The organism is Agromyces zhanjiangensis (genome assembly GCF_040496055.1).
In the GTDB taxonomy this organism is placed as follows: Bacteria; Actinomycetota; Actinomycetes; order Actinomycetales; family Microbacteriaceae; genus Agromyces; species Agromyces zhanjiangensis.
Genome location: NZ_JBEPKB010000003.1, coordinates 551464 through 569497, shown reverse-complemented (window position 1 = coordinate 569497; position 18034 = coordinate 551464). Strand labels below are relative to the sequence as shown.

The following is an 18034-nucleotide window of genomic DNA, read 5'->3' as shown; positions in this document are numbered from 1 at the left end:
TCCTCCGCGTCCGGGAAGACCGCCGAAGGGGCGGCGTCGGCCGCGAATCGGTCCGTCGCGCTGATGAGCGCGTCGAGGATCCCGGGCTCGTCGAACGCGTGTCCCGCGTCGTCGATGATCCGGAAGTCCGCCTCGGGCCAGGCACGGTGGAGGTCCCACGCGGTCATCACGGGCGTGCACATGTCGTAGCGGCCCTGGATGATGACGGCCGGGATGTCGCGCAGTCGATGCGCGTCGCGGATCAGCTGGCCCTCGTCCCACCAGCCGCCGTGCCGGAAGTAGTGGTTCTCGATGCGTGCGAAGGCCGTGGCGTACTCGGGCGAGGTGAACCGCGCGATGGTGTCGGCCTGCGGCAGCAGCGTGATGGTCGAGGACTCCCACCGCGACCAGGCGATCGCGGCCGGCTGGTGCACCGCCGGGTCCGGGTCGGTCAGGAGCCGGTGGTAGGCCTCGATGAGGTGCACGCGCTCGCCGATCGGGACGGGCGCGAGGAAGTCCTCCCACAGGTCGGGGAAGATCGCCGACGCGCCGCCCTCGTAGAACCAGTCGAGTTCCTGCCTGCGGAGCGTGAAGATGCCGCGCAGCACGATCTCGGTGACGCGCTCGGGGTGGGTCTCGGCGTAGGCGAGGGCGAGCGCGCTCCCCCATGAGCCGCCGAGCACCTGCCAGCGGTCGATGCCGAGGTGGGCGCGCAGCCGCTCCATGTCGGCGATGAGATGCCAGGTCGTGTTGGCCGACAGCACCGCCCCGGGTTCGGACGCGTGCGGGATCGAGAGACCGCACCCGCGCTGGTCGAACAGCACGATCCGGTACTTCGCGGGGTCGAACAGGCGCCGGTGCGCCGGGGACGTGCCGCCGCCGGGGCCGCCGTGGAGGAAGACGACCGGCTTGCCGTCGCGGTTGCCCGACACCTCCCAGTAGATGTGCTGGCCGTCGCCGACGTCGAGCATCCCGGTCTCGAGCGGCTCGATCTCCGGATACAGTTCCCTCATCGTTCCCCCTTGTCCGCTCACGCTAGCGAACGAGCGGATGCCGCGCTCGCGGCACGCCGCCCGAGGGCGCCCGCGCGGTGTCGGGGCGTTCCCAGCGTCGCCGCCTAGCGTGCGGGCATGCGCCCGATCAGAGAGCCGGTCGGTCCCGGCCAGGAGTCCGTCTGGGACTACCCGCGCCCGCCGCGTGCCGAGCGGGTCGACGTGCGGGTCGCGATCGACCTCGGCGGCGACCGCATCGTCGACACCCGCGACGTGGTGCGCGTGCTCGAGACGAGTCATCCGCCCGTCTACTACCTGCCGGTCGCGGCCTTCGCGCCCGGTGCGCTCGTGCCGGCCGCGGGATCGTCGTTCTGCGAGTTCAAGGGGGCGGCGCGGTACTTCGACGTGCAGGGCGGCGGACGGACGGCGCACCGGGCCGCGTGGAACTACCCGACGCCGTCGCCGGGGTTCGAGTCGCTCAGCGACCGCGTCGCCGTCTACGCGGGCCCGATGGACGCGTGCACCGTCGACGGCGAACGCGTGCTCCCCCAGCCCGGCGGCTTCTACGGCGGCTGGATCACGTCGATGGTGGCGGGTCCCGTCAAGGGCGAGCCCGGCACGATGGGCTGGTGAGCGTCGCGGCGTAGGCTCGTGCACATGATCCGCAGACCGGTCACGATCACGATCACCGGCGCCGGGGGGCAGATCGGCTACGCGCTGCTGTTCCGCATCGCCTCGGGCGCCCTGCTCGGTCCCGACACCCACGTCCGCCTGAACCTCCTCGAGATCCCGCAGGGCCTCCGGGCCGCCGAGGGTGCCGCGCTCGAGCTGCAGGACTCGGCGTTCCCGCTGCTCTCGCACGTCGAGGTGACCGCCGATCCGGCCGTCGCGTTCGAGGGCGCGAACGCCGCGCTCCTCGTCGGTGCGCGACCGCGCACCGCGGGCATGGAGCGAGGCGACCTGCTCGAGGCGAACGGCGGCATCTTCGGGCCGCAGGGTCGGGCGATCAACGACCACGCGGCCGACAACGTCCGAGTCGTGGTCGTCGGGAACCCGGCCAACACGAACGCGTTGATCGCCGCCTCGCACGCCCCCGACGTGCCGAACGAACGCTTCACGGCGCTCACGCGCCTCGACCACAACCGCGCGCTCGGGCAGCTGTCCGCCGCCGTGGACACGCCCGTCGGCGGCATCCGCGGCGTCACGATCTGGGGAAACCACTCGGCGACCCAGTTCCCGGATGTCGCGCACGCGACCGCCGACGGCGACTCGGTGCCGGCCCTGCTCGCGGCCAGGCTCGGCGGCACGGACGCCGCCCGCGAATGGCTCGCCGACCAGTTCATCCCGCGCGTGGCCAAGCGCGGCGCCGAGATCATCGAGGTCCGCGGCTCGTCGTCGGTGGCCTCCGCGGCGTCCGCGACCATCGACCACATGCGCGACTGGATCCTCGGCACCGGCGATCGCGGACGCACGAGCGCGGCGATCTGGTCGAACGGCGAGTACGGCGTCGCCGAGGGCGTGATCTCGTCGTTCCCAGTCGTCGCCGACGGCGGCTCGTGGTCGGTCATCGAGGGACTCGCCATCGACGGGTTCGCGCGCTCCCGGATCGACACGTCCGTCGCGGAGCTCGTCGACGAGCGCGAGGCCGTACGGGCGCTCGGCCTGATCTGACGGCGACGGATGCCGCGGCCCGCCGCGAGGCATCCGTCTCGCCCTGTCTCGGACCGGCGGGGCGGGTGCGACGACACGGCCTACGCTGGCAGCATGGCCGCACGCGAACCGCTCTCACCCGCACGTCGACGCCAGCTCATCGTCGGCCTCGTCGTCGGGCTCATCATCGGACTCGTCGTGAGCCTCTGGACCGGGTTCTGGCTCTGGCTCGCCGCGGGACTCGCGGTCGGACTCGCCGCCGGCGCCATCATGAAGCCGCCCGGGGACGGCGAGGGCCCGCAGCGCACCCCTCGGCGCTGACCCCGCCGCGCACGACGACGGGCCGGGCGCTGCGCGCCCGGCCCGTCTCCCCCATCCCGGCTATCGCTTGTGCTTCTCGGACTTCTCCGGAGCGGGCAAGGTGCCCGCCTCGCGCTGTGCCGCGTAGTGGGCGCGCGCCTCGTCCTGCCGCGCCTGCTCGGCGCCGGAGGCGATCGACGCGCGGAGGTGCTCGGGCGCGAAGCCGAACGCGTCGACGAGGTCCAGCGCGTACGGACGGAGGCGCTCGACCAGGCGGTCGATGTACGCGGTCACGGCCTGCGCGCGCTGCGGCGAGAGCCGGCCGTTGACGAGGTACCACGACAGGTGCTTCTCGAGCAGGCCGAGGCCGAAGAGGTCGCGGAGCCAGGTGAGCACCTGCTTCGTGCCCGCGTCCTCCGTGCGGGCGATGCCGCGGGTGAACGCCTCCCACTGCAGCAGCTCGCCGTGCGCGCGGGCGGCCTCGATCAGCTCGTTCTGGTTGCGGTTGAAGAGCGCCGCCTGCTCGACCTTCGACAGCTTCCGCGCGTCGCGGAGTCGACCGGCGGTCTCGCTGATCATGGTCTCGACCCGGTCGGTCAGGAGCTCCCGCTGCGTCTCCTCGTCACGGAGCTCGTGCACCGAGCGCGCGGTCGATCCGAAGTCGGCGACGGTCTGCGCGAGGCGGCGGAGACCCGTGCCGTGGTACGCGCGGTCGGCGGCCTGGGCGACGACGTAGCGCGCCATGGCGCCGGCATCCGCGTTCGCGAACTGCTTCGAGAAGTCGGTCAGCAGCCGCTTGGCGACCAGCTGGAGCAGGACGTTGTTGTCGCCCTCGAACGTGACGTAGATGTCGAGGTCCTGGCGGAGCCCCACGAGGCGGTTCTCGGCGAGGAAGCCGGCCCCGCCGCAGGCCTCGCGCGCCTCCTGCAGGGTCTCGAGCGCGTGCCACGTCGAGAGCGGCTTGAGCGCCGCCGCGATGGTCTCGAGGTCCTGGCGGTCGTCATCGGTGTCGGCCTCGCCCGAGAACACCGCGTCGAACTTCACGAGGAACTCGTCGTGGGCGAACACCTGCGCGTAGGTCGTCGCGAGCTTCGGCAGCAGGCGGCGCTGGTGACGCTGGTAGTCGAGCAGCACCTGCTCGTCGGTGTCGCTTCCGGCGTTGAACTGGCGGCGCTGCGTGCCGTAGGTGATCGCGATCGCGAGCCCCATCGCGCTCGCGAGGGTCGCCGCGCCGTCGAGCGAGACGCGACCCTGCACGAGCGTGCCGAGCATCGTGAAGAACCGGCGGCCCGGGCTCGAGATCGGGCTCGAGTAGGTGCCGTCCGCGGCGACGTCGCCGTAGCGGTTCAGCAGGTCCTCGCGCGGGACGCGGACGTCGGTGAAGTGCAGGCGACCGTTGTCGATGCCGTTCAGGCCGCCCTTCAGGCCGTCGTCCTCGCCGCCGATGCCGGGCAGGAACGCCCCGGTCTCGTCGCGGAGCGGCACGTAGAAGGCGTGCACGCCGTGGTTCACGCCCTTGGTGATGAGCTGGGCGAACACCACCGCGGCGATGCCGTGGAGTGCGGCGTTGCCGAGGTAGTCCTTCCACGCGCCGCGGAACGGCGTGTTCAGGACGAACTCCTCGGTCTCGGGGTCGTAGGTCGCGGTCGTGCCGATGGCCGCGACGTCGGAGCCGTGCCCGGTCTCGGTCATGGCGAAGGCGCCGGGGACGTCGAGGGTCATGATGCCCGGCAGGTACTTCTCGTGGTGCGTCTCGGTGCCGAGGTGGAGCACCGCGGCGCCGAAGAGGCCCCACTGCACGCCGGACTTGATCTGCAGGCTGGGGTCGGCGAGGACGAGCTCCTCGAACGCGGCGATGTTGCCGCCGTGGTCGTCCTCGCCGCCGAGACCCTTCGGGAACGCCTTGTGGACCGCGCCCGACTCGACGAGCAGCTTCAGCTGGCCGAGGACCCGCTCGCGGTGCTCGGCCATCGTCTGGCCGTCGATCCGCTGGTACTCGGGCTGCGCCGCGCGCTCGCGCGCCGCGATGCGCGCCTCCGGCCAGGTCCCGAGAAGCTGGCGAGCGAGTGCGTCGACGTCGACGACGGGTGCCGCGCTGGCGTCGATCGGGGTGTTCGCGGGAGTGGCCGCCGCCGCGTGCTCCGGGGTGCCGGGGCGCTCGGTCGTGGGCGCGGGAGTGGCGTCGGTTCGGGATGCCGTGTCGACCATCGTCGGTTCGTCCTTCGTACGCGGGATAGGGCTGATCTCACGGTACGGCGGGCGTCGCGAGCGACGGAGAACTGCGTTCGTCGCCTACAAACACCGGTTCGCGGCATCCGAACGCGATTGCGGAACCCTACAATCCGACTGGCACTCGCTCTTGGATGATCGACAACGATCGGCGGCGGTTCACCGGTCCGTCGGCTGATCCGGCGCCAGTCCGCGGAAGAAGCGGGTCGACTCACCCGACCAGAGCAGCAGCAGGATGGCGACCGCGATGAGCGCGCTCACGACCTCGTTCACCGCGCTCGCCGGGTTGGCGATCGCGGCGCTCACCGAGGCGACGATCGAGAACACCTCGATCACGGTGATCGCGATGCGCGCCACCGAGTTGCCCCGCATGAGGCCGAACGCCACGACGGCGGCGATCACGCCGAGTACGAGCGAGACCGAGCCCATGATCGCCCAGGTCGTGCGCGTCGCCGCGTCGTCGCCCCCGATCGTCGCGAGCGTCAGCAGGAAGAACCCCGCAACCAGGTCGAGTGCGGCATTCACCCAGACCAGCGCGCCCACCACCGTCACCGCCGTCGGCCGACGGACTCCCTCGATACCCTGCCCGGTCATGCGTCCTCCTCGTGTCGTCGGTTCGTCGGTTCGTCGCGTCGTCCGGTCGGGTCGTCAGCGCGTGAAGAACGCGCTCGCCTTCGGCGTCCAGAGCAGGATCACCACGAGGGCGGACACCGCCAGGCCGATCCACTCGCCGACGGGGATGCCGAGGTAGGCGACCGCGAGGAACAGCGACCCGATGATCGAGATCACCTGGAGCACCGTGACGATCAGGCGCGCGGGCTGGCTGCCCCGCAGCAGGCCGCCCGCGAGCACCGCGGTGATCAGGCCGACCACGATCGAGGCGATCGCCGCCGTGATGAGCTGCCCGGTGCCGCCGAACCCGTCGACGACCTCGGGCACCGCGAGGAGGAAGAAGAGCACGACGCCGGAGATCATGTCGATCGCGCCGGCGATGAACGCGAGGACCCCGATGATCGTGATCGTGACCGGCCGGCTTCCCTGTGCTGTGGACATGCGCTTCCCCCGAATCCGCGCCGCCGCCCTGACGGCCCTTGCCCGATGCTATCGACGGCGGCGCGGCGAATGCGAGGGTCGTCGCTCCGTGTCGCGAACCGGGCGGATGCCGCGCGCGCCTCAGTGCCCCGGGCTCAGCCGACGTGCTCGCCCACGACCCGTACGAGGGCCGCGCCGTAGGCGTCGAGCTTCTTCGCGCCGATGCCGGAGATGCCGTCGAGGTCGCCGATCGCGGCCGGGCGGCGCACCGCGACCGCACGCAGGGTGGCATCGCCGAACACGATGTAGGCGGGCACCCCCTGTTCGCGCGCCTCCGAGGCGCGCCACGCGCGGAGCGCCTCGAACAGCTCGGCGTCGCGCGGCTCGAGGTCGGCCGCAGCGGGGGCGGCTGCGCGGCTCGAACGCGAGGCGCGCACGGGACGCTCCGGTTCGGTTCGGAACGAGACCTGCCGAGAGCCGGAGAGCACGTCGGCCGAGGCATCCGTCAGGCTCAGCACCCCGTACTCGCCGACCGTCTGCAGGAACCCCTGGGCGAGCAGCTGGCGGACGACGCCCCGCCACTGCGCCTCGGACAGGTCGTCGCCGATGCCCCACGTCGCGAGCGCGTCGTGGCCGTACTGCTCGACGCGCGGCGTGCGCTTGCCCCGCAGGATGTCGACGAGGTGGCCGGCGCCGTAGCGCTGCCCCCGTTCGCGCTGCAGCCGGACGATGGTGGACATCAGCTTCTGCGAGGCGACCGTGCCGTCCCACGAGGCGGGCGGCTCGAGGCAGGTGTCGCAGTTGCCGCACGGCGCACTCTGCTCGCCGAAGTACGCGAGGAGGTTCTGGCGGCGGCACTGCACGGTCTCGCAGAGGGCGAGCATCGCCTCGAGGTGCGCTGCCAGCCGCCGACGGTGCGCGAGGTCGCCGGGGCTCTCGTCGATCATGCGACGCTGCTGCACCACGTCCTGCAGGCCGTACGCGAGCCACGTCGTCGACGGCAGGCCGTCGCGGCCCGCACGGCCGGTCTCCTGGTAGTAGCCCTCGACCGACTTCGGCAGGTCGACGTGCGCGACGAACCGGACGTCGGGCTTGTCGATGCCCATGCCGAACGCGATCGTGGCCACGACGACCACGCCGTCCTCGCGGAGGAAGCGCTCCTGCGTACGGCGGCGCGTCTCGGCGTCGAGCCCCGCGTGGTACGGCGTCGCATCCACGCCGTGCGCCGCGAGGAACGCGGCGCACTTCTCGGTGCTCGCACGCGAGAGCGCGTAGACGATGCCGGCCACCGGGTGTCCGTCGGCGTCGCGGCCCTCGGTGCGGACGAAGTCGAGCAGCTGCCGCCGCACGTCGAGCTTCGGCGCGATGCGGTACTGGATGTTCGGACGGTCGAAGCTCGAGACGAAGTGCCGGGCCTCGCCGAGCGACAGCCGCGTCGTGATCTCGCGATGCGTCGCCTCGGTCGCGGTGGCCGTGAGTGCGATGCGCGGCACGTCGGGCCAGCGCTCGGCGAGCTCGGCGAGCGCCAGGTAATCGGGGCGGAAGTCGTGCCCCCACTGGGCGACGCAGTGCGCCTCGTCGATCGCGAACAGCGCGATCGTGCCCCGCTCGAGGAACCGTTTGGTCTGCTCGGAGCCCAGTCGCTCGGGCGCGACGTAGAGGAGGTCGAGCTCGCCGGCCAGGTAGGCGCGCTCGACCGTCGCCCGCTCGGCGGGCGACTGCGAGGAGTTGAGGTAGCCCGCGCGCACGCCGTTGCGCACGAGGGCGTCGACCTGGTCGTGCATGAGCGCGATGAGCGGCGAGACCACGACGCCCGTGCCCTCGCGCAGGAGCGCCGGGACCTGGTAGCAGAGGCTCTTGCCGCCGCCCGTGGGCATCAGCACGACCGCGTCGCCGCCTTCGGCCACGTGGTCGATGATCGCGGCCTGCTCGCCGCGGAACGCGTCGTAGCCGTAGACGGTGCGGAGCGCCTCGAGCGCCGAGTCGAATCGCGCCGGCGCGGCGACGACCGCGCCCGCCGCCGGCATCCGCTCGCCGTCGATCGAACGGCCGACGGCGTCGGGCGGCGGAGGCGCCGCCCACTCGTCCTCCGGGGGCGCGAGCTCGTCGGGGTCCCACGGGACCTCGTCGGCCCACGGGGGTGCGCCGGCGGGTTCGGGATGCTCGCTCCAGGTCACCCGTCGACCCTACCCGCCGGTCCCGACAGGCCCCACGGGCGTCGGACGCGCCACGGTCGACGGGCGATGGGGAGGACGGGTCGCGGTGCGAGTCCGCTGTGAACCCCGGAGGTGCGAGCCCGGCCGACCTAGGCTCGCGACATGACCCGCATCGAACAGGCGCGCATCCTCGTGGTCGGGGCCACGGGTGCACTGGGAACGCTGATCGCCGAACGCCTCGCGGACCGTGGAGCCCGACTCGCCCTGCACGGCCGGGACGCGACACGACTCGCCGACCACCCGGCCGGCGGCGCTGCCATCGCGATGGACCTCACCGATGTCGACGCCCCGGAGGCCATCGTCGAACGGGCGATCGATGCGCTCGGGGGCCTCGACGCGATCGTCGTCGCCGCCGGCGTCGTCGGGTTCGACGGCGTCGCGGAGACCGCCCGGCAGGACCTCGAGACGATGTTCACCGTGAACGCCCTCACGCCGATGCGCATCATCTCGGTCGCGTCGCCCAGCCTGCGCGCGTCGGCGGCCGAGGGGAACGAGCCGGTCGTGCTCACGATCTCGGGGATCGTCTCGGAGCTCCCCACGGCCGGGCTGGCGAGCTACTCGGCATCGAAGGCGGCCCTGGCGGCCTACGTCGCGGCCGCCGGGCGGGAGCTCCGGCGCAGCGGCATCCGACTGGTCGACGCCCGACCCGGCCACACCGAGACGGGACTCGCGGAGCACCCGCTCTTCGGCACGGCCCCGCGCTTCCCGCACGGACACGATGCCGCGGCCGTCGCCGACCGACTCGTGCGGGCGATCGAGGACGGCACGACGTCGCTGCCGCCCGAGGCGTTCGCCGGCGCCTGAGACGGCACCGGGCCGCGCCGGGCGGCAGCGCGGCGTCAACGACCGGATGCCGGCCCGTCGGGTGCATCCGTGCCGTCGGGCCCCGTGCCGTCGGGACCCTCGGTGACGGGGAGCTCGGCCGCGCCGTCGCCGGCCTCCGCGCCGCGCGGGGTGCGGCGGACGAACAGGAACGCGACCGCGGCGGCGACGACCACCGCGAGCACGCCGGCGCCGATCCAGACCAGGTCCTGCGCGGCGCCGCCCGACGCGGCCGCGCCGTCGCCCGCGTTCTCGTCGTCGGCATCGGCGTCGGCGGTCGTGCCGGCGGCGTCGGCGCACGGCGACTCGCCTGCCCCCTCGGCCAGGGACTCACCGTCGGCGGGCTCCCAGTCGAACTCGAAGTCGCCTGAGATCGGGTGCCCGTCCGCCGAGACGACGCGCCACACGACCGTGTACTCGCCCGGCTCGCCGAGTTCGGCCGCGACGCTCGCGACCGGACCGTCGACCGAGGCGCACGCCGTGGCGTAGTGACGACCGTCGGGGCCGACCACGTCCATCGCCGCGGCGCCCTCGGCGTCGAGCAGCGCGTCGTTCGTCTCGAGCCAGACGATGCCCGGCTGCTCCGTGACCGCCTCCTCGCCGTCGGGTGAGATCGCGACCACCGTGTTGTGGGCGAACGCGGGGAGGGCGGGGCCGGCGGCCGCGGCCAGGGCGGCGAGCGCCACCCCGGCCGCCGCGATCCGGACGCTCCGGTGCGACATGATCCTCAGGCCTTCTTCCCGCGACGGGCGAGGATCGCGACCGTCAGGCCGGCGGCGCCGACCGCGAGACCCGTGATGCCGAGCACCCGGCCGACGACGTCGACCGAGCCCTGCGTCGCGGCGGTCGCCTCGGCCTCGTGCTCCTCGCCGTGCTCCTCCGACGCCTCCTCGGTGTCGCCGTGGCCGTGCGCGTCGCCGGTCGCCTCGGTGACCTCGATCGCCGGAGCCGGTCGCTCCGGCTCCTCGCCGTCGGCGGCGGCCGACTCGCTCCAGTCGTTCTCGCCCTCGACGCAGGCCTGCAGCACCGGGAACTCGAGGCGCTCACCCGCGGCATCCTCGGGCAGGAGGACCTGGACCTGGAACGTCTCGCGGTAGCCGTCGGGCTGCGGCGTCTCGGCCGTGTAGACGACCTGGCCGACGCGCTCGGCGACGACGTCGCCGTGCGCGCCCTCGACCGGTTCGTCGAGCTCGACCATGACCTTCTCGACGTCCCAGCCGGCCTTGATGGTCGGCGTCACGGACAGGATCGACTCGGGGATCTCCACGGTGTACGACGTCGTCGGCGAGCCGTCGCAGCCGTGACCGGACGAGAATTCGAGCACGGCGTACGAGCCGGCCGCGGTCGAACTCGGGGTCACGGAGACGTGGGCCTGCGCCGCGACGGGTGCGGCGAGGGCGAGCAGGGTGCCGGCGCCGAGGGCGGTCGCGGCGGCGGCGGTGGTGCGGGTGATGGATCGCATCGGTGTTCTTCTTCTCCTACGGGGTGCGCGGACGCGCTGCCGGTTCGTCGGCAGTGGTTCGGCGCGTCGGCGCGAACGGATTCGGGATCGTGACCGCTCAGGCGGCCGCGATCACCGTCGGCGGTCCGCGGTGCCGCAGGGAGGAGAGGTGGAGGGTCCCGAGACGGGGCGGGCCGTCGCGGCGCGAGACGGGCGGCCGGGCGTCGCCTCGACGGGGCGCCGGTGCGCCCGCGAGGGCGGCGACGAGCAGGCGGATGCCGCGCGCGAGCGTGCCGCCGACCGCGGCGACGGCCGCGGCGGAGCGGCCGAGCACGACGAGGAATGCGACCGTCAGGGCTGCGGCGACCACGTGCGCCACCGGCATGGCGACGTGGCCGTGGTCGACGGCGAGGAAGGCGTCGAGCGGGATCGTGCCGCCGGCGTGCAGCGCGTGCGCATCGACGGATGCCGCGGTGCCGGCGGGTCCGGCGGCACCGACCGAGTACAGCAGGTGCAGGGCGGCCTGGGCGACGACGGCCGCGACCGAGGCCCGCAGGAGCGGCATGCGCCCGGCGACGACGAGCATCGCGACCGGCACGGAGAACGCGAACGCCAGGGCGAGCGCGACCGGGCCGGGCGGCGTTCCGCCGCCCGCGGTGTGCGCGAGGGATGCCGCCAGCACCGCGAACGCGGCGATCGCCGCGCCGCGCGCCGCGCGTGCACCCCGGGTCATCACCTCACCAGCGTAGCCGCCCGCAGACGCGGGAACGGCCCCGGGCCGGAGCCCGGGGCCGCTCTCGTCGATGCGACTCAGCCCACGTTCAACGTGAACGAGCTGGTGGTGCCGGTGGAGGGCACCGTCACGACGAACGTCGTGGGGCCGCTCGCGCCGGCCGGGACCGTGAAGGTCACGCTCGCCTGGCCGATCTCGTCGACGTTCGGCGTGTACGCCGTGTCGATCGGCGCGCTGCCGAGGTCGACCCCGCCGGACGAGACGATCGCCGTGTCGGCGTCGGTCTCGTCGCGCGAGAAGTCGAGCGACGACAGGTTCACGGTCACCGACGCCCCGGCCGCGACCGACGTGCCGCCGGGCAGGTGCACGCCCACCGCTCGCTGCATCAGGTCGGGCGTGGCCGTGCCGAAGGCGTCGAACCAGTCGACCATCGACTCGAGGTCGATCTTGCCGCTGTCGGACTTGTTCGCGCCGTCGTCGAGGGTGAAGAAGTTGTCACCACCCGAGGCGAGGAACGAGTTCACGCCCACCGAGTACGTCGCGGCCGGGTCGATCGCGACGCCGTCGAGCCACATCTCGGTGATGTGCGAGCCCGGCGCAGCGGTCGGGTCGTACGTGTAGGTGAACGCCTCGTTGACGCCGAGCTTGAGGAACGGACGCGACGCGCCGCTGGGCTGCCACTGCTCCTCGAGCACCTGCTTGATCTGCGCACCGGTGAGGTCCATCGAGACCAGCGTGTTGGCGAACGGCTGGACCGCCGCAGCCTCGGCGTAGGTCACCTCGCCCGAAGCCAGGTCGGCGCGCAGGCCGCCCGGGTTCATGAAGGTGATGTCGACGCTGCGGGTGCCGTCGACGTTGAGGGCCCAGAGCTGCACGTCGGCGACGAAGTTGCCGAGCGTGGACTCGCCGCCGCGGTTCTCGGGGAAGGACGGTGCGCCGACCGGGTTCGCGCGCACGGCGCGGCCGAAGTTCGCCGTCGCGTCGCCGAGCACGACGCTGCCGAGCTCCTTGGCGATCGCGACCGCCTCGGTGACGATGGGCACGACGTCGGGGTCGGGCTCGGCGATGTAGCCGGTGATGCTCCCCGATTCGTCGCGAACGGCCATCGTGTAGATGGTGTTCTGCATCCGCGCGATCTTGCCGCTCTTCTTGTTGAACGTGATCTCCATGTTGGAGAAGCGCTCGCCGTACTGGCCGCTCGAGATCACGGGTCGGCCGTCGATCACGTGGTTGTACGCGAGGTGCGTGTGGCCCGAGACGATCGCGTCGACGTTGTCGTTCGCGTTCAGCACGATGTCGCCGAACCGCGAGTTCGGGTCGGTCGCCGACTCGACGGTCGTGTCGGCCGCTCCCTCATGGACGAGCAGGACGACGATGTCGGCCTCGCCGTTCGCCTCGTTCCCGTCGCTCAGCTGGTCGGCCACGCGGTTGGCGGCCTCGACGGGCGGGCCGACCTCGATGTCGGCGATGCCGGCGGGGCTCACCAGCGACGGCAGTTCGTCGGTCACGGCGCCGACGAATCCGAGGCGCACGCCCTCGAACTCGGCGACCCAGTACTCGGGCAGCGCGGGCTCGCCGGTCGCCTTGTCGTAGACGTTCGCGCCGAGGTACTCCCACAGCGCGAGCGGCATGACGCGGTCGGTCAGGTCGTCGAAGCCCGCGTCGAACTCGTGGTTGCCGACGGAGCTCACGTCGAGCCCGGCTTCGTTGAACGCCTCGATGGTGGGCACGTCCTGCTGGATGAACGACGTGAACGTCGAGGCGCCGATCAGGTCGCCGGCCGCGGCGAAGACGGTGTTGGGGTTGTCGTCGCGGATCTCCTGCACGGCGGTCGAGAGCCGGGCGATGCCCGCGGCGCTGCCGTTCTCCTCGATGCGCCCGTGGAAGTCGTTCACGGTCACGAGGTTCAGGTTGACGAACGCCTTCGACTTCGCGAGCGCCTGGGGCGGCAGCCCGCCGTCGGGGATGGCCTGCGCGGACAGCGCACCGCCGAGGGCGAGCGCGAGGGCGGTGGCTCCGGCGAGCGCCCCGGCCACGGCGCGACCTCGGGTGCGCGTGGTGGGCGTGGCACGGCGGGCCGCACCGGGGGAACGTTGCTGCATTGCGTGATCTCCTCTGCAAGGACGGATGCGGGAGACCGGCCTACGCGCTCCCCCGGCGTCGCACATGCCCACCCCGGGTACGGGCGGACATGTTCGGCAGCCTATGGCGGGGCCTGCGCCGAGGGAAGGGACTTGACCCACTCGTCATGCGGCGTTCAACGAATCGGCCGATTTTGCTCAGATGAGCAGCGTGCGCTGCTCAGATGAGCACGATCAGCGGTCGCGCCTAGGCTGAACGACGATGCTCACCGCGGTCCTCTCGCTCTCCGGCGCGATCGTCTACGGCGCCGCGGACTTCCTCGGCGGCCTCGCTGCGCGTCGCCTCGGGGCGCTGCTCGCCACGGCCGTCGCGTCGGTCGCGGGCCTCGTGGCGATGCTGGCCGCGCTGCCCGTGCTCGGCGGCGACTGGAACGCCGCCGACCTCGGTTGGGGCGCGCTGTCGGGCGTGATCGGCGCGGTGGCGATCGCGCTGCTCTACGCGTGCCTCGCGATCGGCCCGATGAGCATCCTCTCCCCCCTCACCGCGCTCATGTCGGCGATCACGCCCATGCTCTGGGGCACCCTCGTCGGCGCCGAGCGCTTCGGGCCGCTCGGCGTCTGGGGCATCGGCGTCGCCCTCGTCGCGGTCGTCCTCGTCGGGTTCGTCCCCGAGCGCGGCGCGGTCCGCCCGAGCGCGCGCGGCCTGCTGCTCGCGATCGGGTCCGGCCTCGCGATCGGCGGGTACTACATCGCGATCTCCCACACGACGGATGCCTCCGGCGTCGTGCCGCTCGTCGCGAACCGCGTGGTCTCGGCGACGGTGCTGTTCGCGGCGTTCGGTGCCGTGACGGTGTTCGCCGCATCGCGTGCTCGCTCGGGCGCCGTCGCGATCGTCCGCGTCCGACCGGCGGACCCCGACGGGGCGGCACCCGTCGATCGGACGGCGATGACGGATGTCCCGCGGGCGACGGGCGACGCCGGGGTGCGCGGCGGCGCGCTGCGGACCGCGCTCGCGTTGGCACTCGCCTGCGGCGTCGTCGACGCCTCGGCGAACGTGCTCCTGCTCCTCGGCATCCGCGCGGGCGACCTCGCCGTGGCGGCGGTGCTCGGCGCGATGTACCCGGCCGGCACGATCCTCCTCGCGGCGATCGTGCTGCGCGAGCGCATCGCCCCGGTCCAGTGGGCCGGGCTCGCGCTCGCGCTGGTCGCCGCGGGGATGCTCGCACTGGCGTGACGTCTCGAGCGGCCCGCGAGCGGGCGGCCGACCGCAGCGCACCAGGCTGACGCGCCCGGTCGTCAGAGCCGGACGACCTCCGCGATCCGCACCACGGCCGCGCCCTCCTCCGCCGACGCCTCGAGGTCGACCTCGCCGCGGATCCGCCAGTCGTGGTGGCCCGCGGGGTCGTCGATCACCTGCTCGACGCGCCAGGTGCCGGACGCGGCATCCGTCTCGTCGATCGTCACCAGCCGCGGCGAGCGCGCCGGGCCGCCGGCGAGGAGGTCGTCGTGCTCGGCGTAGTAGCGGTCGAGCACGTCGGGCCAGCCGACGTCGGGGTCGAGCTCGGCGAGCTCCTCGTCGCGTTCGAGCGCCGCGAGCTGCACGCGCCGGAACAGCTCGTTGCGCACGAGCACCGTGAACGCGCGACGGTTGGTGACGACCGACGGTGGGGCCGGCGGCACGACCGGGGCCTCGTCCTCGGGCAGGTGCGCGGTCGGGTCGACGAGCTCGGCCCACTCATCGACGAGGCTCGAGTCGACCTGGCGCACGAGCTCGCCGAGCCACTCGATGAGGTCGAGCAGCTCCTCGTCCTTGTGCTCGTCGGGCACCGTCTGCCGGATCGCGCGGAACGCGTCGGAGAGGTAGCGCAGCACGAGGCCCTCGCTGCGTTGCAGCTGGTAGTACGACACGTACTCGCCGAACGACATCGAGCGTTCGAACATGTCGCGCACGACGGCCTTCGGGCTGAGCTCGAAGTCGCGCACCCAGGGCTGGCTCGACGCGAACGTCTCGAAGGCGTGCGCGAGCAGCTCGTCGAGCGGCTTGGGCCAGGTGACCTCCTCGAGCAGCGCCATCCGCTCGTCGTACTCGATGCCGTCGGCCTTCATGGCCGCGACCGCCTCGCCGCGCGCCCTGTACTGCTGCTGCGACAGGATCGGGCGCGGGTCGTCGAGCGTGGACTCGATGATCGAGACGACGTCGAGCGAGTAGTGGCCAGTGCCCTGCTCGCTGGTCTTCGGGTCGAGCAGTTCGATCGCGGCGAGCGCGAACGGCGACAGCGGCTGGTTCAGCGCGAAGTTCGGCTGCAGGTCGACCATGAGCTGCAGCTCCACGCCGAGCGCGGTGCCCGGGGCCTCGAGGATCTCGACGACGTCGGCGTCGCGCAGCGTGCGGAGGATGCCGAGCGCGCGCCGAGCCAGCTCGTAGCGGCGGGCGCGCGGCTCGTGGTTGTCGAAGACGAGCGAGCGGATGCCGCCGACGGCGTCGCCGCCGCGACCGATCACGTTGATGAGCATCGCCGCCGAGAGCGTCAGCTGCGGCACGAGCGGCTCGGGCTCCGCGTCGACGAGTCGCTCGAACGACCCCTCGCCCCACGTGACGAACCCGGCCTGCGGCTTCTTGCGGACGATCTTCTTCAGCTTCTTCGGGTCGTCGCCGGCCTTGCGGATCGCGGTCTCGTTCTCGATCTCGTGGTCGGGGGCGAGCACGACGACGGTGCCGGCGGTGTCGTAGCCGGCACGGCCCGCCCGCCCCGCGATCTGGTGGAACTCGCGCGCGGAGAGCTGCCGCATCCGCTGCCCGTCGTACTTCGACAGCGCGGTGATGAGCACCGACCGGATGGGCACGTTGATGCCGACGCCGAGCGTGTCGGTGCCGCAGATGACGCGCAGCAGGCCCCGCTGCGCGAGCGTCTCGACGAGGCGGCGGTAGCGCGGCAGCATGCCCGCGTGGTGCACGCCGATGCCGGCCCGCACGAGCCGCGAGAGGATCTTGCCGAACCCGGTGGTGAAGCGGAACCCGCCGATCGCCTCGGCGATCTCGTCGCGCTGCTCGCGCGTGACCACCCGGATCGACGAGAGCGCCTGGGCGCGCTCCATCGCGGCGGCTTGCGAGAAGTGCACGATGTAGACGGGCGCCTGCTTCGTCTCGAGGAGTTCCTCGACGGTCTCCTGCACTGGTGTCTTCGCGTACGAGAAGTGCAGCGGCACGGGGCGCTCGACGCCGGTCACGCGCGCGGTCTCGCGGCCGGTGCGGCGCGCCAGGTCGTCGGCGATCGACGTGACGTCGCCCAGCGTGGCCGACATGAGCACGAACTGCGCGTGCGGCAGCGTGATGAGCGGCACCTGCCACGCCCACCCGCGGTCGGGGTCGCCGTAGTAGTGGAACTCGTCCATGACGACCTGGTCGACTGCGGCATCCGCGCCCTGGCGGAGCGCCAGGTTCGCGAGGATCTCGGCCGTGCAGCAGATGATGGGCGCCTCGGCGTTGACCGAGCTGTCGCCCGTGACCATGCCGACGTTCGCGGCGCCGAAGATATCGACCAGCTGGAAGAACTTCTCGCTCACGAGCGCCTTGATCGGCGCCGTGTAGTAGGTGCGGCCCCAGGGCCGGCCCGCGTCGCGGTCGGCGGCGGTGCGGGCGACGGATGCCGCGTGCGCGGCGACCGCGACGAGCGACTTGCCCGTGCCCGTGGGCGTCGAGAGGATCACGTTCGCGCCGGACACGAGCTCGATGACCGCCTCGTCCTGTGCCGGGTAGAGCGAGAATCCTCGACCCTCGGCCCAGTCGACGAACGCGTCGTACATCGCGTCGGGGTCGTACGGGCGCGGGGCGGCCTCGAGCAGGGTGGGGGTCATCCGTTCGAGTCTGCCGCATGGCCGACCGGTGCGCTCGCGCCCGGCTCGACGGCGCCCGTGCCCGCGTCGGCGGCGGCGTCGGCCAGCGCCGCCTCGGCGAGCGCGACCGCGGTGCGCTCGAGCACCGCGCGGCGGGCGGCGACCCGCGCCCCGCGGTCCACGGCCGGGTCGGCGGTCGTGCGCCCCGCCCCCGTCACGAACTGCCGGTCGAGCTGGGCGAGCACGGGCCAGGCGTTCACGAGGCTGACGATCGAGAGCAGGAGCTCCCCTGCGGCGTCGCGGTCGATTCCGGGCAGCATCGCCTGGAAGGCGGCGATCTTCGACTCGTGGTATTCCTTGCGCGCGTCGGCGACGGCATCGCCGCCGAGCTCGAGGCCCTCCCAGAAGATGAGCCGGGGAATGGTCTCGTCGGCGAGGTGGTGGGCGAACAGCCGGCCGGCGTAGTCGCCGACCGCGTCGGGCCCCGTCCCGGTCATCGGCACCTCGTCGATGAGGTCGCGCAGGCGCGTGGCGAGCACCGTCGCGAACAGGTCGTCCTTCTTGCCGAAGTACTGGTAGATGCGCTCCTTGTTCACCCCGGCGGATGCCGCGATGCGGTCGACGCGCGCGCCGGCCAGGCCGTGCCGGCTGAACTCCTCCGTCGCCGCATCGAGCAGGAGTCGCTTGGTGCGCTCGGTGTCCCAGGCCATGCGGACATCCTACGG

15 protein-coding genes and 1 pseudogene are annotated in these 18034 nt (G+C 72.8%); 5 read left to right on the top strand and 11 right to left on the bottom strand.

Translation table 11 applies throughout. The features are described from left to right. Positions 1 to 38: 38 nt before the first annotated feature. Positions 39 to 992: pseudogene (pip, locus tag ABME02_RS08975) on the bottom strand (prolyl aminopeptidase); the annotation flags it as partial. A 117-nt stretch (positions 993 to 1109) separates the two neighbouring features. Here pip and ABME02_RS08970 point away from each other — a divergent pair. The 3 genes from ABME02_RS08970 to ABME02_RS08960 all read left to right on the top strand — a co-directional run bounded on the left by ABME02_RS08970 (position 1110) and on the right by ABME02_RS08960 (position 2942). Continuing rightward, entirely contained in the window at positions 1110 to 1604 is a 495-nt protein-coding gene (locus tag ABME02_RS08970; protein WP_353814941.1) for a DUF427 domain-containing protein, read from the top strand. 24 nt (positions 1605 to 1628) lie between these two features. Beyond that, a complete protein-coding gene (locus ABME02_RS08965) occupies positions 1629 to 2642 on the top strand; it encodes a malate dehydrogenase (RefSeq protein WP_353814940.1) in 1014 nt (337 codons plus the stop codon). A gap of 93 nt (positions 2643 to 2735) precedes the next feature. After that, positions 2736 to 2942, top strand: coding sequence for an HPP family protein (locus tag ABME02_RS08960; protein WP_353814939.1), 207 nt, complete (start codon positions 2736 to 2738; stop codon positions 2940 to 2942). Between the two features lie 60 nt (positions 2943 to 3002). Here ABME02_RS08960 and ABME02_RS08955 read toward each other — a convergent pair whose 3' ends face one another. The 4 genes from ABME02_RS08955 to recQ all read right to left on the bottom strand — a co-directional run bounded on the left by ABME02_RS08955 (position 3003) and on the right by recQ (position 8209). Then, positions 3003 to 5129 carry an acyl-CoA dehydrogenase family protein gene (locus ABME02_RS08955; RefSeq protein WP_353814938.1) on the bottom strand — a complete coding sequence of 709 codons (2127 nt, stop codon included), beginning with the start codon at positions 5127 to 5129 and terminating at the stop codon, positions 3003 to 3005. Between the two features lie 180 nt (positions 5130 to 5309). After that, positions 5310 to 5744, bottom strand: coding sequence for a DUF7144 family membrane protein (locus ABME02_RS08950; protein ID WP_353814937.1), 435 nt, complete (start codon positions 5742 to 5744; stop codon positions 5310 to 5312). Positions 5745 to 5798: 54 nt separating this feature from the next. After that, positions 5799 to 6203 carry a hypothetical protein gene (locus ABME02_RS08945; RefSeq protein ID WP_353814936.1) on the bottom strand — a complete coding sequence of 135 codons (405 nt, stop codon included), beginning with the start codon at positions 6201 to 6203 and terminating at the stop codon, positions 5799 to 5801. 134 nt (positions 6204 to 6337) lie between these two features. Then, a complete protein-coding gene (gene recQ, locus ABME02_RS08940; RefSeq protein ID WP_353814978.1) occupies positions 6338 to 8209 on the bottom strand; it encodes a DNA helicase RecQ in 1872 nt (623 codons plus the stop codon). 291 nt (positions 8210 to 8500) lie between these two features. Here recQ and ABME02_RS08935 point away from each other — a divergent pair, with 291 nt between their 5' ends. Continuing rightward, positions 8501 to 9202 carry an SDR family NAD(P)-dependent oxidoreductase gene (locus ABME02_RS08935; protein ID WP_353814935.1) on the top strand — a complete coding sequence of 234 codons (702 nt, stop codon included), beginning with the start codon at positions 8501 to 8503 and terminating at the stop codon, positions 9200 to 9202. A 35-nt stretch (positions 9203 to 9237) separates the two neighbouring features. Here the strand turns inward: ABME02_RS08935 and ABME02_RS08930 are convergent, their stop codons facing one another. The 4 genes from ABME02_RS08930 to ABME02_RS08915 all read right to left on the bottom strand — a co-directional run bounded on the left by ABME02_RS08930 (position 9238) and on the right by ABME02_RS08915 (position 13496). Continuing rightward, the gene (locus tag ABME02_RS08930; RefSeq protein ID WP_353814934.1) at positions 9238 to 9942 is read right to left on the bottom strand and encodes a copper resistance CopC family protein; all 705 of its coding nucleotides are present in this window, start codon (positions 9940 to 9942) and stop codon (positions 9238 to 9240) included. Between the two features lie 5 nt (positions 9943 to 9947). Beyond that, positions 9948 to 10682, bottom strand: a complete 735-nt coding sequence (locus ABME02_RS08925; protein WP_353814933.1) for a YcnI family copper-binding membrane protein — start codon at positions 10680 to 10682, stop codon at positions 9948 to 9950. A 97-nt stretch (positions 10683 to 10779) separates the two neighbouring features. Further along, positions 10780 to 11394, bottom strand: coding sequence for a hypothetical protein (locus ABME02_RS08920; RefSeq protein ID WP_353814932.1), 615 nt, complete (start codon positions 11392 to 11394; stop codon positions 10780 to 10782). Positions 11395 to 11471: 77 nt separating this feature from the next. Then, a complete protein-coding gene (locus ABME02_RS08915; protein ID WP_353814931.1) occupies positions 11472 to 13496 on the bottom strand; it encodes a bifunctional metallophosphatase/5'-nucleotidase in 2025 nt (674 codons plus the stop codon). Positions 13497 to 13737: 241 nt separating this feature from the next. Here ABME02_RS08915 and ABME02_RS08910 point away from each other — a divergent pair, with 241 nt between their 5' ends. Further along, entirely contained in the window at positions 13738 to 14709 is a 972-nt protein-coding gene (locus tag ABME02_RS08910; protein WP_353814929.1) for an EamA family transporter, read from the top strand. A gap of 62 nt (positions 14710 to 14771) precedes the next feature. Here ABME02_RS08910 and ABME02_RS08905 read toward each other — a convergent pair whose 3' ends face one another. Both ABME02_RS08905 and ABME02_RS08900 read right to left on the bottom strand, forming a co-directional pair. Beyond that, positions 14772 to 17330: a DEAD/DEAH box helicase gene (locus ABME02_RS08905; RefSeq protein ID WP_353814928.1), complete on the bottom strand. Its 2559-nt coding sequence runs from the start codon at positions 17328 to 17330 to the stop codon at positions 14772 to 14774. Continuing rightward, positions 17327 to 18019 (bottom strand): TetR/AcrR family transcriptional regulator, encoded by a 693-nt coding sequence (locus ABME02_RS08900; protein WP_353814927.1) that lies wholly within the window; start codon positions 18017 to 18019, stop codon positions 17327 to 17329. Before ABME02_RS08900 ends, ABME02_RS08905 begins: the two co-directional genes overlap by 4 nt. Positions 18020 to 18034: the final 15 nt, after the last annotated feature.

Coding starts and splice junctions, on each gene's coding strand:
- ABME02_RS08955 (WP_353814938.1), bottom strand. CDS start 5,129: ATGGTCGACACGGCATCCCGAACCGACGCCACTCCCGCGCCCACGACC.
- recQ (WP_353814978.1), bottom strand. CDS start 8,209: ATGCCGGCGGCGGGCGCGGTCGTCGCCGCGCCGGCGCGATTCGACTCG.
- ABME02_RS08910 (WP_353814929.1), top strand. CDS start 13,738: ATGCTCACCGCGGTCCTCTCGCTCTCCGGCGCGATCGTCTACGGCGCC.
- ABME02_RS08970 (WP_353814941.1), top strand. CDS start 1,110: ATGCGCCCGATCAGAGAGCCGGTCGGTCCCGGCCAGGAGTCCGTCTGG.
- ABME02_RS08920 (WP_353814932.1), bottom strand. CDS start 11,394: ATGACCCGGGGTGCACGCGCGGCGCGCGGCGCGGCGATCGCCGCGTTC.
- ABME02_RS08905 (WP_353814928.1), bottom strand. CDS start 17,330: ATGACCCCCACCCTGCTCGAGGCCGCCCCGCGCCCGTACGACCCCGAC.
- ABME02_RS08935 (WP_353814935.1), top strand. CDS start 8,501: ATGACCCGCATCGAACAGGCGCGCATCCTCGTGGTCGGGGCCACGGGT.
- ABME02_RS08945 (WP_353814936.1), bottom strand. CDS start 6,203: ATGTCCACAGCACAGGGAAGCCGGCCGGTCACGATCACGATCATCGGG.
- ABME02_RS08915 (WP_353814931.1), bottom strand. CDS start 13,496: ATGCAGCAACGTTCCCCCGGTGCGGCCCGCCGTGCCACGCCCACCACG.
- ABME02_RS08950 (WP_353814937.1), bottom strand. CDS start 5,744: ATGACCGGGCAGGGTATCGAGGGAGTCCGTCGGCCGACGGCGGTGACG.
- ABME02_RS08965 (WP_353814940.1), top strand. CDS start 1,629: ATGATCCGCAGACCGGTCACGATCACGATCACCGGCGCCGGGGGGCAG.
- ABME02_RS08900 (WP_353814927.1), bottom strand. CDS start 18,019: ATGGCCTGGGACACCGAGCGCACCAAGCGACTCCTGCTCGATGCGGCG.
- ABME02_RS08960 (WP_353814939.1), top strand. CDS start 2,736: ATGGCCGCACGCGAACCGCTCTCACCCGCACGTCGACGCCAGCTCATC.
- ABME02_RS08925 (WP_353814933.1), bottom strand. CDS start 10,682: ATGCGATCCATCACCCGCACCACCGCCGCCGCCGCGACCGCCCTCGGC.
- ABME02_RS08930 (WP_353814934.1), bottom strand. CDS start 9,942: ATGTCGCACCGGAGCGTCCGGATCGCGGCGGCCGGGGTGGCGCTCGCC.